Genomic DNA, 19,816 nt, shown 5'->3' on the forward strand with positions numbered 1-19,816 from the left:
TGCCGGCCTGGTTGGCGGCGCTGCCGGCGCAGGCGGCGACGGTGTTGCCGCACTGGGCGGCGAGGTAGGCCTGGAGTTCGCCCTGGGCCTTCACGAACTGGGCCGGCAGGTTGATCGCCGTGCCGGTCACCGCGGCGTTGTCGATATAGGCCGGATTGGTGAAGGCCTGGGCGAGGTCGTAGGTCGCGAGTGCGCGGCCGCCGATGATGTCGAGCGGATAGTGCACGCCGAGCGCGATGCGGCTGTTGCCGTAATCGGCCGCGCGGGCGAGCATGTTCTGGTATTGCTGCGGCACCAGCATCGCCAGCAGGATGCCATCGGTAAACGCGTAGGTGGTGTGTCCGCTCGGGAAGGACGGGTTGGTGGCGATGCCGCTGAGCGCCGTCGGATCGTAGATGTTGAAGCGGGCGGGCGCCGCCTGAACGGGCCGCGAGGAGCCGTAGACGTCCTGGCCCGGTTGCGTGTTGGTGACCCCGTAGGCGAGGTCGTACACGCTGTCGCGGGTGTTGGGCAGGCCATTGTAGGTCGGCAGGCTGTAGCCGGCGGGCGCCACCGCCGGGGCGGCCACGTATTTGTTCGGCGTCACGCTCGGGTTGTTGGCCGCGCCGTTGGCGAAGTAGTTCTTGGCGACGCCGAGATTGTTGCCGCTGACATTGTAGGCGCCGGCCAGGAGGTTGACCACGCTGCCGAGCGGGCCATTGGCACCCTGCGCGACGCCGCGCTGGTAGATCGGTCCGAGTTGGGCGCCGAGGCCGCCCACGAGCTGCTGCGGGACGATCCCGTTGATCGGCGTCTGAGCCGGCAGGCCGCCCGCGAGGTTGGCGGCCACGCCGTAGGTGCTCAGGCCGACCGAGGACAGGTTGTTGCTGGCCGAGCCGAGCAGGTTCTTATCGCTGATCGCGAGCTGCTGCTGCGCGAGGCCGGCAGCGGTATTGACCGCGGCCGATTGCGACAGATTGAGTTGCAGGGTCTGCTGGCCGGTGGCCGTCGCGTTGAGAGCCAGATACGGCGCCAGAAGATTGAGCACATTCACATCGGACGGCGTCGTGTTGACGGATTGCGCCTGCGCCGCCGAACCGAATGCCGCGACCGTCAAGGCCGCGATCGAAGCCCCGTGCCGTACTTTCATCTTTGGCCCCCCAAAGTCCGCGGCCGTCCGGCTGCGGCGGGAGGTTTAGCGAAAACCGCAAATCCCGCGACGTCATACTTCAGTCACAATAAGCAGAATCGCTCCCTGTCGCATTCACGCAACAGAACAATACTTAGCCAACACATGATATTAGGCCAGATCACCGTGCCTTCAGCTTTCAAAACACATGGATCACCTTGGCCTCAACTCAAGGAGCATCGCCATCCGGCAGGCCGTTGCGACACTTCGGACCGCTTTCGAGGCTTGAGGTCATCGAACTAAAATCTTTGGTTGGCAAGATCAATAACGGGGATGTGCAGTCGTTCATCACACGAATGCTGTTCCCGTAAACCGTTTTCGTGCAGCCGCGTCACCGAAGCGTCACGGGCCCATCCTAATCCCGGCTTCGCCAACAGATCTGATTCCGCGCGAGGGTTCATGTCCGATTCCGCCGTGATGTCACCGGGGGTCGCGGGGAGTCGACCGGCCGGCGCCCCCCGCCTCGATCGCGGGATTCATCCCGGGGGAGTAATCGCCTTCCTCGCCGTGCTGGTGGCGGGGCTCGGCTACGCGGTCCTGAGCCTGATCGCCGACATGAATGCGGTGGGCGAAGCGCCCCTGGCCTATGGCGCCTTCGCGCTGCTGGGGCTCGCGCTCCTCATCGCCCTGGGCTTCGAGTTCGTGAACGGCTTCCACGACACGGCCAACGCCGTGGCCACCGTGATCTACACCCACTCGCTGCCGCCGCTGATCGCGGTGATCTGGTCGGGCTTCTTCAACTTCCTCGGCGTGCTGCTGTCCTCCGGCGCGGTGGCCTACGCCATCGTCACGCTGCTGCCGGTGGAGCTGATCCTGAACGTCGGCTCCCATGCGGGCTATGCGATGATCTTCGCGCTGCTGCTGGCCGCGATCATCTGGAATCTGGGCACCTGGGCGTTCGGGCTGCCGAACTCGTCCTCCCACGCGCTGATCGGGTCGGTGCTCGGCGTCGGCCTCGCCAACCAGTTGATGAGCGGCGGGGACGGCACCTCCGGCGTCGACTGGAATCAGGCCCTCAACGTGTTCAAGGCGCTGCTGTTCTCGCCGATCTGCGGCTTCGTGCTGGCAGCGCTCCTGCTGCTCGCGCTGAAATTCTCCGTGCGCCGCAAGGACCTCTACGAGGCGCCGAAGGGCGACACGCCGCCGCCCCTGTGGATCCGCGGCCTGCTGATCCTGACCTGCACGCTGGTCTCGTTCTTCCACGGGGGCAACGACGGCCAGAAGGGCATGGGCCTGATCATGCTGATCCTGATCGGCGCCGCCCCGACGGCCTACGCGCTGAACCGCACCATGGCGGACGACACGACGCCGGCCTTCGTGCAGGCCTCGATGGCGGCGAGCGAGGTCTTCTCCGCCCGCGCCCCCGGCGCCCCGGTGCCGGAGGCCGCCGAGGCGCGCCGGACGGTGACGGAGGCGCTGAAGACCAAGGACCTGAACAAGCCCCCGGTCTTCGCGGCGCTCGCGGCGCTTGCGACCGACATCGCCGCCAGCGTGAAGAATTACGGCGCGATCCGCACGGTGCCGGCCGCCCAGACGCAGAACCTGCGCAGCGACATGTATCTCGCTGCCGACGCGGTGCGGCTCCTGCCGAAGACGGGTGTCGACCTCTCGGAGCTCGAAACCGGGGCCCTGAAGCGCTACGCCGGGCTGCTCAACGACGGCACGCGCTACATCCCGGGCTGGGTGAAGATCTGCGTGGCCCTGGCGCTCGGCCTCGGCACCATGGTCGGCTGGAAGCGCATCGTCGTGACGGTGGGCGAGAAGATCGGCAAGGCGCACCTCACCTACGCGCAGGGCGCCTCCGCCGAGATCGTGGCCGCCGGCACGATCGGGCTCGCCGAACTCTACGGCCTGCCGGTCTCGACCACCCACATCCTGTCGTCGGGCGTCGCCGGGACGATGGCGGCCAACGGCTCGGGTCTGCAGATGTCGACGGTGCGCAACATGGCGCTGGCCTGGATCATGACCCTGCCGGCCGCCATCACCCTCGCGGCCGGATTGTTCTTCATCCTGCGCCACGTGTTCTGAGGCGCGCGGGCCTCATCCCGGCCGGTGCTGGCCGGCTTCGGGAGAGGCCGAAGCGATGCTGGCTGCGAGCCTGTTCGGCCCGGGATTCGGGCCTCCGAAGGACTGAAGCCCTTCGGAGGCGCTCGGAGCAGGTCCCCGAGATACGGGCGCGCAGGCGGGGCGCTGCACCGGACCCGCGGACGGTTTCGAGCTTTCGAAACCACGGCTTGAGCTCTGCGCGCGACGCGGAACACCAGGATTACGCAACCGGCCGGGTTCGCCGGGCCTGCCCCGCGCGCCCCCCGGGCGCGGAGCGGGCGGCGTATCGCCCGGCCGGCTGCGGCGCCCCCCGACGCCTCAGGAACTCGCCATCGCCCGGACGAACGCCAGACAGGTCCGGCGCGCGGCGGGGTTCTCGATCGCCGCGAAGACCGTGACGAGATCCGCTGCCTGCAGGATCGCCTCCTCCTGTCCATCCGTCGCCGGCGAGAAGGCCGAAACCGGAACGCCCAGCACATTTGCGAGGCGCGCGAGGTTGTCCCGGGCTCGGGCCGCCTCCGGCAAGAGCGCGGAAGCCGGCCCCTGCGGATAGCCGGGCGTCATCGCTCAGGCCGCCTTGTGGCCGAGCTGGATCGCCTTGGCGATCTCGGACCGCCGGGCGGCATAGCCCGGGGCCACCATCGGGTAATCGGCCGGCAGACCGTACTGGAGCCGGTAGCGCTCCGGCGTCAGCCCGTGCGCGGTGAGGTGGCGCTTCAGGGTCTTGTAGGACCGGCCGTCGATGAAGCTGATCAGGCCGTCATGCTGGATCGAGGCCTCCACCTTCGCGGCATCCGCACCGGCCCAGCGCGAACCGCCCTGCCCCGCCCGCTCGCGCAGATCCGCGAGGGCCGAGTGCACCTGATCGATCAGGCTCGGCAGCGCCGCGGCTTCGACCGCATTGCGGGACACGTAGGCCGCCACGATGGCGCCGACCTTCTCCAGCACGAAAACCGGATGCGTTTCTTTCACGTTGTTCATTTCGAGCTTCGCCGTCTGTTAGACCTTCGCGGGATCGCCGATCGGGTTGATTTTGCCCCATGATTTCATGGGAATAGATCGACGCCGAAAGCCGCTCGGGTGGTGGGGATTGGTCCAACCTCAAGCTTGTTTCGTTTCGTTTCCTGAGGATGCAGAAGATATACAATATGTGTCGGGCGGCGCTTGTCCGACGGCGCGAGGATTTTTGCCCACCTGCGCAGCGGGGCGGAAACAAGGTTAAAAATACCAATGCAGCCACTGTTTTCGATCGCGAGACTTCACGCGAGAAACAGTTTACTGATCTGACCCGACATCCTGCGCCAGCAGCCGCCGCCTGGCGAAGCAGAGCGGCCCGATCACACGCCGTTCGAGGGCAGGACGAACATCGCGGAGATTGGTCCAGTATTTTTAATGCGCCTCGATCACGGAGGTATCCGTAGCGAAACGGCACCGGAGTGACTGTGGCGACTGTCGAAGGGCGATAGGCTCGTCGTCCTGTTCAAGCTTACCGGAACCTTGACCGGTTCAGCAGGAGGACCGGGGCGCGGAGCAGCGGGTGGGTGACGTCGGGGTGATCGCCCCCGTCCCGCGATCCTGACATCGGGTCCAAGGAGCACCAAGCACTGACGCCGCGCGAACATCGCCAAGCCGCGTTGGGAGGCGTTCCGTGAGCCGCCGCCCCGGGTCGCACCGGGGCGGCGACCCATCTCACACCGCGCGGTCGCTGCGGCGCAGGCTCGCCGGCATGGCGAAGAGCGCGAGCCCGGCGGCCACGAGGCAGAGCACGCCGATCCCGTAGAGGGCGGGCGTGGTCGAACCGGTCAGGTCCTTCACCCAGCCGACCATCACGGGGCTGACGATGCCGCCGAACTGGCCGAGCGTGTTGATCAGCGCGATGCCGCCCGCCGCGCCGACGCCGGTGACGAGCTTGGCCGGCAGGGTCCAGAAGGTCGGGATCGAGGCCACGATGCCGGCCCCGAGCAGCGCGAGGGCGACCATCAGCGGCACGATGTGCTTGTCGAACATCCCGGCGCCGAAGAAGCCGAGCGCCGCCGCGACGGCGAGGCCGGCGACGAATTTCGGCCGCTCGCCCGAGGCGTCGGACAGGCGCCCGATCACCACCATGCTGATCGCCCCGCAGATATAGGGGATCGCCGTCAGGAAGCCGACCGCAGCCGCCTGCCCGCCGCTCGCGGTCTTGATCAGGTCCGGCCCCCAGAAGTTCAGGCCGTAGGAGCCGATCTGGAGCAGGAAGTAGATCAGCCCGATCATCAGGAAGCCCGGCTGCCGGATCGCCCCGAGGAGCGAGTGGTCGCCGATCTCGCGGTTGTGGTGGGCGATCCGGCTCGACAGGAGCGCCTTCTCGGGCTCGGAGAGCCAGCGTGCGTCCGAGATCCGGTCGTCGAGACGCATCAGCACGAGCAGGCCGAGCACGAGGCAGGGCAGGCCGCCGGCCAGGAACAGCCATTGCCAGCCGGCCAAGCCCCCGACCCCGTTGAGGCCGCCGAGGATCAGGCCCGCCACCGGCGCCCCGACGATGCCCGAGAAGGCCGAGGCCACGAACATGAACGAGGTGATGCGCCCGCGATGCGAGGCCGGGAACCAGATGGTCAGGTAGTAGAGGATGCCCGGCGCGAAGCCCGCCTCCATGGCGCCAATCAGGAAGCGCAGGGCGTAGAAGTGCCACTCGCTGCGGATGACGATCATCAGCGCGGTGGCGATGCCCCAGGAGATCATGATCCGGGCGATCCAGCGCCGCGCGCCCACCCGGTAGAGGAACAGGTTCGAGGGCACCTCGAAGATCACGTAGCCGATCACGAACATGCTGGCGCCCAGCCCGTACGCGACGTTGCTGAAGCCGAGATCGCTCTGGAGCTGGAACTTGGCGAAGCTGATGTTGATGCGGTCGAAGAACGCGAACATGTAGCAGATCATGATCAGCGGCATGAGCCGCCATGCGACCTTGCGGACGACGGCGTTCTCGGTCACCGCGCCAGCCTCGACGGCGGCCGGCGACCCGGACAGGGCTGCAGTCATGGTTTCCTCCGTGGTGTGTTCTTGGGGCGTGTCGGGCGCGGGGCCGCCTTCGGGTGGGCGGCTCGTCCGCGGTGAACAAAGGCGATGCTGTCTCTGCCGGTCGTAGCGCGTCTCCCTCCCCCCTCTGCGGGGGAGGGTGGGCCCTGCGTCAGCAGGGGTCGGGAGCGGGGAACCCGGGTTCAGGAAAGGTCGCGACCTTCATGACGGGCGCAGCCAGTTTCTGCACCGTCGCTCCCCTCTCCCGGCCCGCTTCGCGGGCCACCCTCCCCCGCAGAGGGGGGAGGGAGGGCGTTGCGTTCGTTGGAACGGTCGGCGCTTCACTCTCGTGGGCGGGACTGTGTCTGCGCTGCGCCAGCTCAAGCCACCTTCGCGGGCGGCGGATGCAGGTCGCAGGGGCGTCCGGCCTTGGCGACCTGCCCGGGCACGTCGTGGCCGACGAGGCGGGGCAGGTCCCGCGCCAGGCCGATCAGGGCCTCGAGGTCGAGGCCCGTGGGCACGCCCATCTCGTGCGCCATGCTGACGAGATCCTCGGTGCAGATGTTGCCCGTGGCCCCCGGCGCGAACGGGCAGCCGCCGAGGCCGCCGAGCGCCGCGTCGAAGCGGCGGGCGCCCGTGTCGTAGGCGGCCAGCACGTTGGCGAGGCCGAGGCCGCGTGTGTTGTGGAAGTGGAGCGTCAGGCGCCCGGCGCCGACGAGCGGCAGGACCCGCGCGACGAGCCGCGCCACCTGCCTGGGGTTGGCCATGCCGGTCGTGTCGGCAAGCGTCACCCCGTCGACGCCGAGCGACAGATAGCGCTCCACCTGCGCGATGACCTTCTCGACCGGCTGGTCGCCCTCGAACGGGCAGCCGAAGGCGGTCGCCACCGTGGCGTTGGTGCTCGCCGGCGTGCCGCGCACCGCATCCATGATCCGCGCGAAGCCCGCGATCGAATCGGCCGGGCTCATGCCCATATTGGCGCGGTTATGGGTCTCGCTCACCGAGGCGACGAGGTTGATCTCATCGACCTTGGCGGCGAGCGCCCGCTCGGCGCCCTTCGGGTTCGGCACCAGGGCGACGTAGACGGTGCCTGGCCGCCGCCGGATGCCGGCGAAGACTTCGGCGGCGTCGGCAAGCGCCGGCACCGCCTTCGGCGACACGAAGGACGAGACCTCGATCCGGCTGAAACCGGCCTCAGCGAGCGCGTCGATCAGGCGGATTTTTTCCGCCGTCGGCACGAAGACGGGCTCGATCTGGAAGCCGTCGCGGGTGGCGACCTCCTGGACGATGATCCGCTCGCTCATGCCACCGCTCCCTTCGCGCGCAAGGCGGCGATGCGCTCGGCATCGAGGCCGAGTTCGCCGAGCACCGCATCCGTGTGGGCGCCGAGCGCCGGACCCTGCCAGCGGATCTCGCCGGGGGTGTCGGACAGCTTCGGCACGATGCCGGGCATCTTCACCGGGGTTCCGCCGGGAAGCTCCGCCTGGAGGATCATGTCGCGGGCCTGATAGTGCGGGTCGGCCACGATGTCGGCCACCGAGTAGATCCGGCCGGCCGGCACGTCGGCGGCGTCGAGGACGGCGAGCGCCTCCTCGACGCTCTTGGTCTTCGACCAGTCCGCGATCGTCGCGTCCAGCATGGCGGATTGCTTCGAGCGGCCCTCGTTGTTGCGCAAGGCCGGATCCTCGGCGAGATCGGGCCGGCCGATCGCCGTCATCAGGCGGCGGAAGATCGGATCGCTGTTGCCGGCGATGACGACGTAGCCGCCATCCCGGGTCGGATAGGTGTTCGACGGAGTGATGCCCGGGAGCGCGCCGCCGGTGCGGGTGCGGACCTCACCCAGCAGGTCGTATTCGGGGACGAGGCTCTCCATCACGTTGAACACGCTCTCGACCAGCGAGACGTCGATGACCTGCCCGGCGCCCTGGCCGGTCTTCACGCGCAGCAGCGCCATCAGCGCGCCGATCACGCCGTGGAGCGAGGCCAGCGTGTCGCCGATGCTGACGCCGACCCGGGCGGGGGGCGCCTCCGGGCTGCCGGTGGTGAAGCGGATGCCGCCCATCGATTCGCCGATCGCGCCGAAGCCCGGCCGGTCGCGGTACGGGCCGGTCTGGCCATAGCCGGAGATGCGGACCATCACGAGGTTCGGGTTCAGCGCCGAGAGCACGTCATAGCCGAGGCCGAGCTTCTCCAGGCCGCCGGGGCGGAAGTTTTCGACCACCACGTCGGCGCTCTGCGCGAGCTGCTTGACGATGTCGAGGCCTTCCGGGGACTTCAGATTGACGGCGATCGACTTCTTGTTGCGCGATTGCAGATACCACCAGAGGGAGGTGCCCTCATGCATCTTGCGCCACTTGCGGAGCGGGTCCCCCTCGCCCGGGGGCTCGACCTTGATCACCTCGGCGCCGAACTCGGCCATCAGCCGCGTCGCGAAGGGCGCGGCGATGAGCTGACCGAGTTCGAGAACACGGATGCCGCTGAGCGGGCCGGACATTCTCTCCTCCATGTTTGTTGACGGATGCGTACTGCGATCGGCGACCCGAAGTCCAAACACGATCCATCATCCTGCGTTCTCGGCCGGAGAACGCAGAGCCTCGGCGGTCCGCAGATGATCGAGCAGGAGCCGGGCGGCCGGGGGAAGGAATCCGGGGCGCACGACGAGGCTCAGCATGCGCTGCGCCCAGGGGTCGGTGAGCGGCACCGCCACGAGCCGCATCGACGGCCCGAGCAGGGCGTGGACATGCTCGGGCACGGTCCCGAGACCCATCCCGACCTGCGCCATCCGGCAGATCGCGTCGAAGCTCGGCACGTGCATGCGCAGGCGCAACGGCCGGCCGAGGCGCCGCGCCTCGTCCCGCAGGGCCGCGTAGATCGAGCTCTCCACGTGCAGCCCGACATGGTCGTAATCGAGGGTTTCGGCCAGCGCGAGCGCGGCGCAATCGCTCAGGGGATGGCCTTCCGGCATGACGAGGACGAGCCGGTCGGCGCGGTACGGGTAGGCGACGAGCGTTCGCGCATCGGTGCCACCCGCGCAGATGCCGAGATCGGCGAGCCCCTCCTCCACGCCGGCGACGACGCCGCCGCTCGGGCGCTCCTCCAGATCGACCCGGATCCCGCCCTGCGCGGCGAGGAACGCCTGAAGGTCCTCGGGCAGGAATTCCACGATGGCCGAGAGGTTGGCGAGCACCCGCACGAAGCCGCGCACGCCGCTCGCGTGCTCGGCGAGTTCCAGGGCGATCTGCTCGGCGCTCGCCAGCATGCGGCGGGTGTGGTGCAGCAGCGTCTCGCCCGCCGGCGTCAGGCGCATGCCGCGGGGCTCGCGCGTGAGGAGGGTGCAGCCCAGCGCGTGCTCCAGCTCGGCGAGCCGCTTGCTCACCGCCGAGGGGGCGATGGCGGCCCGCCGGGCCGCGCTGTTGAGCGTGCCCTCCGCGCAGATCGCCGCGAACAGGCGCAGCGTCTTCAGGTCGAGGCGGCTCAGGGTCGCCGCAATGGGCTGGCCTGCGGACATCGGGTGCCCCGGCCCGGTTAGTCCGGCGAACCGACCGGCTGGCCGTAGCTGCCGTAGCCGAGCTTCGCCCCCTGCCGGTTGACGCGGCCGAAGCGCATCACCGCCTGCTCCAGATAGTCGATCGCGTCGACGAGATGCGCACGGGCCGCCGCGATGCTGTCATCGCCCTCCTCGACCGGAGTCTCGGCGAGCTTCACGGCGGCGATCAGCACCCGGTCGCGCTCGTCCTCGATCCGCGGGTCGCGCTCGACATGGCCGCGCACCCGGGCGTCGTAGGCCTCGATGACCGACCAGGGCAGCGCGTCCTTGCCGGACGGCGCCTGGAAGGCGAGCGCGTGGCGCCGCGCGACCGCGCTGGCGGCCCTGACGTGATCGGCAAGCACTGCATCCATCTCTGACCTCCGCGGCACCGCTTCGGGCGCCCCAAGGACGCCGCTCCGGCACGAGGGCCCGCGCCGCGAGCACAAGGACCGAGAGCCGTCCCGATTGCAACGCGATCGGGATCGATCCGCGACATCCCGAACGTGCATGGTCGTACGCCGTGCCCCGATCAAACCGGTCCTCCCCACCCTTCATTGCGGGGTGGGGCTTACCTCGGCGGATCGAATCGGTATCTGCTGCTTTCCTCATCAGCGGGCCGGGTCTCGCCCGGCGGACAGGGAACGGAATGATGACGACACTGACGGCCGGCGCCCAGCGCCAGCCCTCCGCGGCGCGACTCCTCGGCGTGTTCTCGATCGTCCTGGTGGCCATCGGCCTGTCCGGCTGCGGGGCGGTCAACCGGGTGCCGACCCTTCAGGAGCAGGCGAAATCGGCCTGGAGCGAGGTGCAGAACCAGTACCAGCGCCGGGCCGACCTGATCCCGAACCTCGTCGAGACCGTGAAGGGCTACGCCCAGCAGGAGAAGGACGTGCTGATCGGCGTCACGGAGGCGCGGGCCAAGGCGTCGAGCGTGAAGGTCGATGCCTCCACGGTCAGCGACCCGCAGAAGTTCAAGGAGTATCAGGACGCGCAGAACCAGCTCTCCGGCGCGCTCGGGCGGCTGCTCGTGACGGTGGAGCGCTACCCCGACCTGAAGTCGAACCAGAACTTCCTGGCGCTGCAATCGCAGCTCGAGGGCACCGAGAACCGGATCGCGGTCGCGCGGCGCGACTACATCAACGCCGTCCAGGCCTACAACACCGAGGTGCGCACGATCCCCGGCCGCTGGATCGCGGCATTCCTCTATCCCGACGCCAAGCCCATGGAGACCTTCACGGCGACGCCGAATGCCGACCGGCCGCCGAACGTGAAATTCTAGGAACCGTCCGTGAGCCGAAACATCCCGGTGCGGGTGCGGCTCGCTTTGGCGCTCGCCGTCATCGCCGCCTGCCTCGCGATCTACGCGGTCGGGGCGCTCGCAGCCGAGCTGAACTTCCCGACGCTCACCGGTCGCGTCGTCGATGCGGCCGGCCTCCTGACGCCGGACCAGCGCCACGCGCTCGAAGCCAAGCTGAAGGCGCATGAGGATAGGACCTCGGATCAGGTCGTGGTCGCGACCGTGCCGAACCTCCAGGGCACGACCATCGAGGATTACGCCAACCGCCTGTTCCGGGCCTGGAAGCTCGGGCAGGCCAAGACCAACAACGGCGTCCTCCTCCTGGTGGCGCCGCAGGAGCGCAAGGTCCGCATCGAGGTCGGCTACGGGCTCGAAGGCGCGCTGACCGACGCCCAGTCCCGCACCATCACGGCCAGCGCGATCACGCCGCGCTTCAAGACCGGCGACTGGTTCGGCGGGCTCGACGCGGGCGTGGACGGGATCCTGGCGATCCTGTCGCGGGACGCGCAGGAGTGGCAGCGCGCGCCGGAGAAGAAGGACGAGCAGGCCGATCCCGTTCAGGTCGCGATCTTCGTGATCCTGCTCCTGGTCGTGCTGGCGGTCGCATGGCGCATGGGCCGGCTCGGCAACCGGGCCGGACGGGGCGGCGGAATCGTGATCCTGCCCGGCCCAGGCTCGGGCGGCTGGGGCGGCGGCTTCTCGGATGGGGGTCCTTCGGGCGGGTTCGACGGCGGCTTCTCGGGCGGGGGCGGCTCGTCGGGCGGCGGAGGAGCCTCCGATGGCTGGTAGCCTCAGCCACGCACTGACGCCGGAGGCGCGCGCCCGCCTCGCCCGGGCCGTGGCGCGGGCGGAGGCCGGCACGGCCGGCGAGATCGTCGTGATGGTGAGCGGGCGGGCAGGTGCCTACCGCTCGCTCGTCCTCCTGGCGACGTTGGTAGCGGCTTTGATCCTGCCCTGGCCGCTGATCGCGCTGACGGCCTGGGGACCGGCCGGCGTCGCCCTGGCACAGGCCGCCCTCGTGGCCGCGATCCTCCTGGCGAGCCAGAGCGAGCGGCTGCGCCTCGCCCTGGTGCCGGCCCGCCTGCGCAGCGCCTGCGTCCGGGAGGCGGCGCAGCGGGCCTTCTGGTCCCGGGGCCTGAGCCTCACGCGATCCCGTACCGGCGTGCTGCTCTACCTGTCGCTGGCCGAGCGGCACGCGGAGATCGTCACGGATCTCGGCGTGCTGCGCCACGTCTCGCCCGCCGCCTGGGACGGCATCCTCGCCGACCTCATCGCAGCCCTCGGGCGCGGCGCGATCGAGGCCGGGCTGACCGGGGCGATCGAGGCCATCGGGACCTGCCTGGCCGAGCATCTGCCGGCCGGGCCCGACGATCCGGACGAGCTGCCGAACCGGGTGATCGTGGTGGCGTGAGACGCCGGAGCCTCGTGAGGGGCAGCGGCGGATCCTCGAATCAGCGCGCCCGGGCGCGGAGATGCCGGATGAGCGCGGCGGCGTCCGGCGGGGGGCCTGTTCGATGCGGCGGTAGTCCCGCCCATCGACCGTGCGCGTCATCAGGCCCGTGTGGCACATCTGGCGCCGGATGATGGCGGGATCTCCAAACAGATGGTGTTCGAGCAGGAGGGCGCTGATCGCGCGCTCGCTGAATGCTTGCCTGGGCGGTACCTTCGTCCAGATCATCCAGAGGCATAGATCCTGGATGGACCTGTTGGCCGGCCAGCTCTGCAGCCGGCCCTGCTCGTCGAAGTAACGGGCCGCGCGGACCACGAGCTCCGGCACGCTCTGCGCGGTCCGCGGTTCGGGAATCTGCGCGCGCTGAGGCTGACAGCCCCCGCGGGCGCGGAGATGTTGAAAGTTCTGGTGGCCCGTGGCGCGGGCCAGGATGTTCAGCATCTCCACGTGGGTCGGCAGCGTCTGGCGCGACGCGAGCTGGGCGCGCAGCGACTTCGCGAGCGCCGAAACGTCAGGGGTCGTGAAGGGGATCGGTTCTCTCGGCACAGCCATTCTCCGCGTGCCGTTCCTGATCGGGTGTCGATGGTCACCGGCTTTCGACGCGGCACGGACGGGATGACGGTCCGATGGACGGATGCAGGTTTAGCTCCCCTCGCGGGGCGGTGACGCCTGGGTGACTGCCGACCCGTCCTGGTTCTGACCTCTGCCGTGCCGCGCCGCAAGTCAAACGTTTCGGGGGCATGGGGGATGCCCCGACCGGTCGAGGGCGGGGCTTCACGCACCCTCCGGGCGGCGCGCTCACCCCGTCGGACAGGCGCCTTCGTGCGCCGCCGCACAAAACGCGTCCGGCGTGGTAACCACATGGGACCGCGGACGATTTGCCCTCCGAGACCGGCGCACGCCCGCGCCCCGGGCGCCCTTCGAAAGGGTGCCGCAATCCCGATCCGGGACGATGCCGCTGGCCGCGCCCGAGGAGGCCGTGATGAAGATCCTGATCGCCGCGACGCCGCTCACCGGCCACGTCAACCCGATGCTCGCCATTGGCCGCGCCGCCGCCGCGCGCGGCGACGACGTGCTCGTGCTGTCCGACGCGCTGTTTCGCGCGAAGATCGAGGCGGCGGGCCTGCGCTTCACGGGCTACGCCGACAACGGTTCGGCCACGTTTCGAGAGACCGAGCTGCCGGCCGGCCCCGAGCGCTACCGGCGTGAGTTCGAGCGGCGCTTCATCGATCCGATGGTGGATCAGGCGGAGGTGCTGCGCCGGCTGATCGCCGAAGAGGCGCCGGACGTGATCGTGGCCGGCAGCATGTTCCTGGGCATGCTGACGCTGCTCCTCGACCCGGCGCCGCGGCCGCCGATCGTGACCGTCAATATCAGCTTCCTGTTCCTGGACCGGCCGGACCACGCCCCGGTCGGCCCCGGCCTGCCGCCCGCCCGGGACCGGTCCGAGCGGGTCCGCTACGCCGCCGTGAAGGCCGGCATGGACGCGGCCTTCACCAATCCGGTGCGCGCCTACGTGGATGGGCAGCTCGCCAAGCTCGGCCTGCCGCCGCTGCCGGCCTCGCTGCCGCACTCCGTCGTGGTGCTCCCGGACCTGTTCCTCCAGCCGACGGTGCCGGGCTTCGAGTACGATTACGGCGCGCTGCCCCCGGGGGTGCGCTATATCGGGCTGCTGCAGCCGCCCGCCCCACCGGCGCCCCTGCCGGAATGGTGGCCGGAGCTGGAGGCGGCGAACGCCGCGGGCAAACCCGTCGTGCTGGTCACGCAGGGGACGCTGGCCAACGCGGATTTCGGCGAATTGCTCGAACCGACTCTCGCCGCTTTGGCCGACCGGAGCGATCTCCTCGTCCTGGCCACCACCGGCGGCCGGCCCGTCACGGCCCTGGGCGGGCCGATCCCCGCCAACACGCGCCTCGCCAGCTTCCTGCCGTTCCGCGATCTGCTGCCGCGGGTCAGCGTGCTCGTGACCAATGGCGGCTACGGCAGCGTCAGCCAAGCGCTGGCCGCCGGGGTGCCGATCGTCTCGGCCGGCCTCACCGAGGACAAGGCCGAGGTGAATGCCCGCGTCGGCTGGTCCGGCGCCGGCATCAACCTCGCCACCAACACGCCGAGCCGGGAGGACCTGCGGGACGCGGTGGCCCGGGTGCTTACGGAGCCCGCCTTCCGGCAGCGCGCCGGTACGCTGAAGGCGGCCTTCGCGAGCCGCGACGCCCTGGCGGCCGCCCTGACGGCTGTGGACGACCTCGCCCGCTCCGGGCCGGTGCGCAGCGGCGGAGCCGGCCTCGCGGTTCCGCTGGCACGGTCGGCCTGAGGCAGCCCCCTGCGGGCGCGCAAGCTCGCGGGTGGGAGATCAGGCCGCGCGCAGCTGCCGGATCGCGCGCAAAGCCGTCGCCCGCTGCACCTCCAGGCGCCGGATCAGCGGCATCAGGTCGGTCCCCGCATGGGCGGCCGCCTCGACCTCCCGGCACAGGCTCGACAGGCCGACGAATCCCAGAAGACCCGCCGCCGCCACGAGGGCGTGCGCGTCGTGGGCGATCTGGCGCCGGTCGGTCTCGCTCGGCCGGAACCGCTCGGAGAGCTCGTTCGCCAGGAGATCCAGCAGCGCGCCGACCCGGTCCGCTCCGAAATTCGCCTCCATCTCGGTGAGCACCGCGGCGTCGAGGATGGCGGAATCGACCTGTGCGGCCCGGCTCGGCTCCTCCGTCCGCGCCGGGCGCCGGGCGCCGGGTGCCGTCCAGCGGCTGATCGTGGCGAAGAGATCGGCCCGGCGGAACGGCTTGCCGACGTAATCGTCCATCCCGGCCGCGCGCAGCTCCTCGATCTGGGCGGGCAGCACGTTCGCGGTCATGGCCACGATCGGGATGTCACAGGCCGGCGGCGCGAGGGCCCGGATCCGGCGTGTGGCCGTGAGCCCGTCGACCCGGGGCATCTGGACGTCCATCAGCACGAGATCGTAGGGGCGCCCGCCTGCGACCGCGGCGGCGACCATCGTGATGGCCTCGGCGCCGTCTCCGGCCACCTCCACCGCGTAGCCCTGGGATTCGAGCACCGCGCAGGCCAGCTCCTGGTTGAGAGGTACGTCCTCGACCAGCAGGAGGCGCACCTGTGCGGGACGCGAAGGCGCCGCGGCCACCATCTGCGTCCGCGGCGGGTTGCGGCCGGCGGCCTGCTCGACCCGCGCCGCGTGGCTTCCGGCCGCTCCGGCGCTCCTCGGAAGCGTCAGGCGGAACCAGAAGGTCGATCCCTGCCCCTCGCGGCTCTCGACGCCGATCTCGCCGCCCATCAGCGTCACGAGGTGGCGGGAGATGGCGAGCCCCAGGCCGGTGCCGCCGAAGCGCCGGCTGATCGAGCCGTCCACCTGGCTGAAGCGCTTGAACAGCCGCTCCTGCTGGGCCGGCGCGATGCCGATGCCGGTATCGGTGACGGCGAAGCGGATGACGTCGCCCGGGCTGCCGTCGGGGGCGGTGCCCGCGCCCTCCCGCCGCACTGTCAAGGTGACGGAGCCCGCGGGCGTGAACTTCACGGCGTTGTTGAGCAGGTTGAGCAGCACCTGCCGCAGGCGGCCGGGATCGCCGACGACGTGATCCGGCAGCGCCGGATCGATCCGGGCCTCGATCGCGAGGCCGCTCCGGATCGCGCTGCCCCGCACGATCGAGACCGCGGCATCGACGGTGGAGACCAGCGGGAAGCTGACCGGATCGAGGGTCAGCTCGCCGGCCTCGATCTTGGAGAAGTCGAGGATGTCGTTGACGACGGTGAGGAGCGCCGCGCCGGAACTCTGGATCAGCTCCAGGCGCCGCCGGTCCTCGTTCTGGAGATGGCCCTCGTCGAGGAGCAGATCGGCATAGCCGAGGATGCCGTTGAGCGGCGTGCGGATCTCGTGGCTCATGGCGGCGAGGAACTCGCTCTTGGCCGCGCTCGCGCGCTCGGCCTCGGCGCGGGCCGCCTCCGCATCCCGCGTGGCCGCCCTCAGGGCCGCCTCGGCCGCCTTGCGCTCGGTCACGTCGAGATGGAGCCCGACCATGCGCTGCGGCTGCCCATCCGACCCGACCACGGTACGCCCGCGTGCGTAGAGCCAGCGCTCGCCGACCCGGAACTCGGCCGCGTAAGGCGTCGCGGTTTCGACCGCCCGCCGCACCTCGTTCCAGACGTCGCCGACATCCTCGAGCTGGAGCAGCGCCGTCCAGGAGGCGGCAGGCAGGACGTGCGGCGCGCCGGTCTCCGGCAGCCCGTGCATGCGCGCACTCTCGGGGCTCAAGGTGGCGAGCCCGGTGCGCATGTCCCAGTCCCAGGTCCCCGCCTCGGCGGCGTCGAGGGCGATCCCGAGGAGGCTGCGCGCCTCCTCGACGGCGAGGCGGGCCGTCACGATGTCGTCCACGTCGAGGGCGGTGCCGAGCCACTCCAGCACGGCGCCGTCCGCGGGATCGAGGCGGATCGGAGTCAGCGAGAGCTTGTGCCAGCGGTAGACCCCGTCGCGGCGCCGGATCCGCCACTGGCCGCTGAAGCCTTCGCCGGTCGCGACCGCCCGGGTCCAGGCCGCCTCCATGGCGGCGGCATCTTCGGGGTGGTTGCGGGCGAGGCGCTCGGCCCGGTCCGGACCGAGCGGCCCGTAATAGGCCTGGAACTGGGCGTTGGCGTAGGTCGAGCGCCCGTCGCCGACCTGCATGGTCCAGATGAGGAGCGGCAGGGCGTCGGCGAGGCTGCGGTAGCGCAGCTCGCTGCGACGCACCTCGTCCTCGGCCCGGCGCCGCTCGGTCACGTCGATCAGCACCCCGGCGAGGTCGACCCTGCCGTCGTCCTCACGGCAGACGCCGCGGACCACCACGTCGCGGATCTCGCCGTCCGGGCGCAGCAGCCGGGCCTCGAAGTCGAAATGGGTCCGCCGCGCGATGGCGTCGGCCACGATCGCTTCGAGCCGGGCCCGGTCGTCGGGGTGATAGAGCTGCGCGAAGCCGTCGAGGCGGGGCGGCGGCGTCCCGGGATCGCGGCCGGCGATCGCGTAGAGGCTCGCCGACCAGATCGGCTGGCCGTCGGCGAGGTCCGCCCGCCAGTTGCCGACGCCGGCGAGTTGCTCGGCCATGGTGAGCTGCTGGTTGGCCGCCTGCTGAGCCCGGGCGCGGGCGTTGATCTCCCGGTGCTGCGCGCGGATCAGGGCCTCGCGGATCGTCGCCCGCTCGACCTCGTGCGCCCGGCGGGCATTGGCCTCGGTGAGCCGCAGATGGGCGAGGACGATCTCGGCGAGGTCGCGGAAGGCGGCCACCTCGTCCTCCGAGAGCCCGTCGCGGGGTTCCGGATCGATGAGGCAGAAGGTGCCGATCCGCAGGCCCGGCTGCAGGTTGAGCGGCAGGCCCGCGTAGAAGCGGAAGCCTCCCTCCGCGGCGACTCCCGGCAGGTCGCGGAACCGTGGATCGGCCCGGGCGTCGGGCACGACCAGCAGCGCATCGCTGCGGATCGTGTGATCGCAGATGCCGTCCGCGCGCGGGATCGCCCCCGGCAGGTCGATGCACGGCGTTTTCGGCCACAGCGCCGTCGCGTCGATGACATTCACGAGGGCGGTGCGCACCCCGAACAGGCGGCGGGCGGTGCGGCAGACGGCGTCGAAATGCGGCTCGGGCGCGGTGCCCAGGATGCCGAGCGCCTGGAGGGCCGCGAGCCGCTCCCCCTCGCGTTCGCCCTCGCTGTCCGCCTGTGTGCTCACGTGACCGTCTCCGGCTGCGGACCTCCGACCGGTGATCCGCTGGCCCGGAGCGAGGGATGGCCCGCCCGGGACCGCGTTTCAAGCGCCTCCCGATGCGGACGACCCAGGCGCAGCCGCGCGGCTTCGAGCGCCCAGACCATGCCGAGCATCATGTAGACGTGGCGCCACTTCTCGATATCGATCTGGAAGGCCTGCAGGAAGAACATCAAGAGCGCCGGCCAGACGATCTGGGCATGCGCCCGGAACGGCGACGGACGGACCAGCAGGCGGAACCCGACGAAGCCCGTCGTCAGCACGAGGCCGATGAACACCGCCCCCCCGAGCCAGCCGCCATTGGCGAAGGAGCCGATATAGGAATTGTGCGGCTCCAGCCCGAAGACCAGCCGCCAGTGCATCGGCCCCATTCCGAACGGGCGCTCCAGCAGCATGGCGAGGCCGCGGATCTGGTTGCCGAAGCGGCCGGTCTCGCCCTCGTCGTAATCCTGGGTGAGGGCCGCGCGGGTCTCGAACATCTTGTGCACGTGATCGACCGAGAGCAGGCCGACCACCGCCACGGTGCCGAGGACCAGGGTCGCGAGGGTGAGGAGCACGATGCGGCGGCGCAGGCGGACCGAGCGGCTGCCCGCGTAGACCGAGCCGACCATGAGCAGCACCGCGACGGCGCTCCCGCCCCAGGAACCGCGGGAGAACGACAGGAAGATGCCGGCCACGATGATCAGCAGGCCGGCGAGCGAAGCCAGCGGCCGGCGGGCCGCGCCGGTGAGCAGGTCGTGCATCAGGTAGAGGGCGCCGAGCGTCAGGAACGAGCCGAACACGTTCGGATCCTGGAAGGTGCCCGACGCGCGGTCGTACTTGTAGAACAGGTCCTCGATGCCGAGCCATTGCAGGTAGCCGACGATGCCGAGGATTGCCGAGAACACGCAGCTCGCCGTGTAGGCCTTGAGCGCCAGCTCCATCCGGGCGTGGGTGTCGTCCGCGAAGAACATCGCGAAGAAGATGCAGGTGATCGTGAGATAGATCAGCTGGATCGTCCAGGTGACCGGAAACTCCTCGTCGAGATACGGCAGCAGCGCGCCCACGATCGCCGCGAGGTAGAGCAGCAGCAGGGCGAGCAGCGGCACCGCCCCCCGGTGCAGGCGCACGCCGAGGCAGAGCCAGAGCACGATCGTGGGGATCGCCACCGCGTCGTAGGGCGACGTCTCCGAGAAGGCGAAACAGGCGAAGAAGATGAAGGCGGCAAACAGCGCCTTCGCCAGCCCCTCCACGGCCACGAGGAGCGGAATTCCGGGCGCGGTTCCGGCGGCTGCGCTGTGGGCCATGATACGCGGGCTCCGCGGGCCGAGTACGCAGGCCCGCAGCCGCGAGAGTGACATTCAATCGTTGAAAATCGGCTTCGCAGCTGAAGCCGGGGTGGCGGGGGCTGCGAAGATGAGATCTCGGAACCGCCTGATACCCCTTCCCGTAAGAAGGTACGATGGTCACACGCCTGCCGCTGGAGGGGAGACAAGACGGCTCCGCGTCTCTCCCTCCCCCCCCCTGCGGGGGAGGGCTATTGCACATGAGCAAAGGCATTGAAGAGGAAGTCTTTGCTCCAAGAAGCCTGCTTTATTTTCTTGCGGATCGGCAGGTCGGAG

General features: G+C 70.2%; 15 protein-coding genes and 1 pseudogene. 5 read left to right on the forward strand and 11 right to left on the reverse strand.

The features are described from left to right. Positions 1–1,096 (reverse strand): phosphatase PAP2 family protein (locus FVE89_RS21305; protein ID WP_246731093.1); only part of this gene is annotated, 1,096 nt, incomplete at its 3' end. A gap of 471 nt (positions 1,097–1,567) precedes the next feature. Between FVE89_RS21305 and FVE89_RS21310 the strand changes: the two genes are divergently transcribed. After that, positions 1,568–3,196, forward strand: a complete 1,629-nt coding sequence (locus FVE89_RS21310; RefSeq protein WP_160536276.1) for an inorganic phosphate transporter — start codon at positions 1,568–1,570, stop codon at positions 3,194–3,196. Between the two features lie 336 nt (positions 3,197–3,532). Here FVE89_RS21310 and FVE89_RS21315 read toward each other — a convergent pair whose 3' ends face one another. The 7 genes from FVE89_RS21315 to FVE89_RS21345 form a co-directional block, all read right to left on the reverse strand. Beyond that, a complete protein-coding gene (locus tag FVE89_RS21315; RefSeq protein WP_160536277.1) occupies positions 3,533–3,778 on the reverse strand; it encodes a hypothetical protein in 246 nt (81 codons plus the stop codon). A 3-nt stretch (positions 3,779–3,781) separates the two neighbouring features. Continuing rightward, on the reverse strand, positions 3,782–4,195 hold the full coding sequence (locus FVE89_RS21320) for a MucR family transcriptional regulator (RefSeq protein WP_160536278.1): 414 nt from the start codon (positions 4,193–4,195) through the stop codon (positions 3,782–3,784). A gap of 708 nt (positions 4,196–4,903) precedes the next feature. Beyond that, positions 4,904–6,232, reverse strand: coding sequence for an MFS transporter (locus FVE89_RS21325; protein ID WP_160536279.1), 1,329 nt, complete (start codon positions 6,230–6,232; stop codon positions 4,904–4,906). A gap of 356 nt (positions 6,233–6,588) precedes the next feature. Next, complete coding sequence (locus FVE89_RS21330) at positions 6,589–7,512, reverse strand: hydroxymethylglutaryl-CoA lyase (RefSeq protein WP_160536280.1); 924 nt, start codon at positions 7,510–7,512, stop codon at positions 6,589–6,591. Then, entirely contained in the window at positions 7,509–8,702 is a 1,194-nt protein-coding gene (locus FVE89_RS21335) for a CaiB/BaiF CoA-transferase family protein (protein ID WP_160536281.1), read from the reverse strand. The genes FVE89_RS21330 and FVE89_RS21335 overlap by 4 nt, the downstream gene beginning before the upstream one ends. 66 nt (positions 8,703–8,768) lie before the next feature. Further along, a complete protein-coding gene (locus FVE89_RS21340; RefSeq protein ID WP_160536282.1) occupies positions 8,769–9,716 on the reverse strand; it encodes a LysR substrate-binding domain-containing protein in 948 nt (315 codons plus the stop codon). A gap of 17 nt (positions 9,717–9,733) precedes the next feature. Then, the gene (locus FVE89_RS21345; RefSeq protein WP_160536283.1) at positions 9,734–10,108 is read right to left on the reverse strand and encodes a hypothetical protein; all 375 of its coding nucleotides are present in this window, start codon (positions 10,106–10,108) and stop codon (positions 9,734–9,736) included. Between the two features lie 275 nt (positions 10,109–10,383). Between FVE89_RS21345 and FVE89_RS21350 the strand changes: the two genes are divergently transcribed. The 3 genes from FVE89_RS21350 to FVE89_RS21360 are packed head-to-tail and all read left to right on the forward strand — an operon-like array spanning position 10,384 to position 12,445. Next, the gene (locus tag FVE89_RS21350) at positions 10,384–11,016 is read left to right on the forward strand and encodes a LemA family protein (RefSeq protein ID WP_160536284.1); all 633 of its coding nucleotides are present in this window, start codon (positions 10,384–10,386) and stop codon (positions 11,014–11,016) included. Between the two features lie 45 nt (positions 11,017–11,061). After that, positions 11,062–11,823 carry a TPM domain-containing protein gene (locus tag FVE89_RS21355; RefSeq protein ID WP_202130977.1) on the forward strand — a complete coding sequence of 254 codons (762 nt, stop codon included), beginning with the start codon at positions 11,062–11,064 and terminating at the stop codon, positions 11,821–11,823. Next, positions 11,813–12,445 (forward strand): TPM domain-containing protein, encoded by a 633-nt coding sequence (locus tag FVE89_RS21360; protein WP_160536286.1) that lies wholly within the window; start codon positions 11,813–11,815, stop codon positions 12,443–12,445. The genes FVE89_RS21355 and FVE89_RS21360 overlap by 11 nt, the downstream gene beginning before the upstream one ends. A gap of 165 nt (positions 12,446–12,610) precedes the next feature. Here the strand turns inward: FVE89_RS21360 and FVE89_RS31695 are convergent. Next, positions 12,611–13,036, reverse strand: a pseudogene (locus tag FVE89_RS31695) (DUF2087 domain-containing protein); the annotation flags it as partial. A gap of 430 nt (positions 13,037–13,466) precedes the next feature. On the opposite strand from FVE89_RS31695, the gene FVE89_RS21370 reads away from it, so the two are divergent. Next, the gene (locus FVE89_RS21370; RefSeq protein ID WP_160536287.1) at positions 13,467–14,795 is read left to right on the forward strand and encodes a nucleotide disphospho-sugar-binding domain-containing protein; all 1,329 of its coding nucleotides are present in this window, start codon (positions 13,467–13,469) and stop codon (positions 14,793–14,795) included. Between the two features lie 39 nt (positions 14,796–14,834). On the opposite strand, the gene FVE89_RS21375 is transcribed toward FVE89_RS21370, so the two are convergent. Both FVE89_RS21375 and FVE89_RS21380 read right to left on the reverse strand, forming a co-directional pair. Next, positions 14,835–18,182 carry an ATP-binding protein gene (locus FVE89_RS21375; RefSeq protein WP_160536288.1) on the reverse strand — a complete coding sequence of 1,116 codons (3,348 nt, stop codon included), beginning with the start codon at positions 18,180–18,182 and terminating at the stop codon, positions 14,835–14,837. Beyond that, entirely contained in the window at positions 18,179–19,501 is a 1,323-nt protein-coding gene (locus tag FVE89_RS21380) for an O-antigen ligase family protein (protein WP_160536289.1), read from the reverse strand. Before FVE89_RS21380 ends, FVE89_RS21375 begins: the two co-directional genes overlap by 4 nt. Positions 19,502–19,816: the final 315 nt, after the last annotated feature.

It is taken from the genome of Methylobacterium sp. 2A, from assembly GCF_009806555.1.
Taxonomy (GTDB): domain Bacteria; phylum Pseudomonadota; class Alphaproteobacteria; order Rhizobiales; family Beijerinckiaceae; genus Methylobacterium.

Bases quoted from the DNA above. Each gene is read 5' to 3' on its own strand.
- FVE89_RS21310 (WP_160536276.1), top strand. From the start codon at position 1,568: ATGTCCGATTCCGCCGTGATGTCACCGGGGGTCGCGGGGAGTCGACCG.
- FVE89_RS21315 (WP_160536277.1), bottom strand. From the start codon at position 3,778: ATGACGCCCGGCTATCCGCAGGGGCCGGCTTCCGCGCTCTTGCCGGAG.
- FVE89_RS21320 (WP_160536278.1), bottom strand. From the start codon at position 4,195: ATGAACAACGTGAAAGAAACGCATCCGGTTTTCGTGCTGGAGAAGGTC.
- FVE89_RS21325 (WP_160536279.1), bottom strand. From the start codon at position 6,232: ATGACTGCAGCCCTGTCCGGGTCGCCGGCCGCCGTCGAGGCTGGCGCG.
- FVE89_RS21330 (WP_160536280.1), bottom strand. From the start codon at position 7,512: ATGAGCGAGCGGATCATCGTCCAGGAGGTCGCCACCCGCGACGGCTTC.
- FVE89_RS21335 (WP_160536281.1), bottom strand. From the start codon at position 8,702: ATGTCCGGCCCGCTCAGCGGCATCCGTGTTCTCGAACTCGGTCAGCTC.
- FVE89_RS21340 (WP_160536282.1), bottom strand. From the start codon at position 9,716: ATGTCCGCAGGCCAGCCCATTGCGGCGACCCTGAGCCGCCTCGACCTG.
- FVE89_RS21345 (WP_160536283.1), bottom strand. From the start codon at position 10,108: ATGGATGCAGTGCTTGCCGATCACGTCAGGGCCGCCAGCGCGGTCGCG.
- FVE89_RS21350 (WP_160536284.1), top strand. From the start codon at position 10,384: ATGATGACGACACTGACGGCCGGCGCCCAGCGCCAGCCCTCCGCGGCG.
- FVE89_RS21360 (WP_160536286.1), top strand. From the start codon at position 11,813: ATGGCTGGTAGCCTCAGCCACGCACTGACGCCGGAGGCGCGCGCCCGC.
- FVE89_RS21370 (WP_160536287.1), top strand. From the start codon at position 13,467: ATGAAGATCCTGATCGCCGCGACGCCGCTCACCGGCCACGTCAACCCG.
- FVE89_RS21380 (WP_160536289.1), bottom strand. From the start codon at position 19,501: ATGGCCCACAGCGCAGCCGCCGGAACCGCGCCCGGAATTCCGCTCCTC.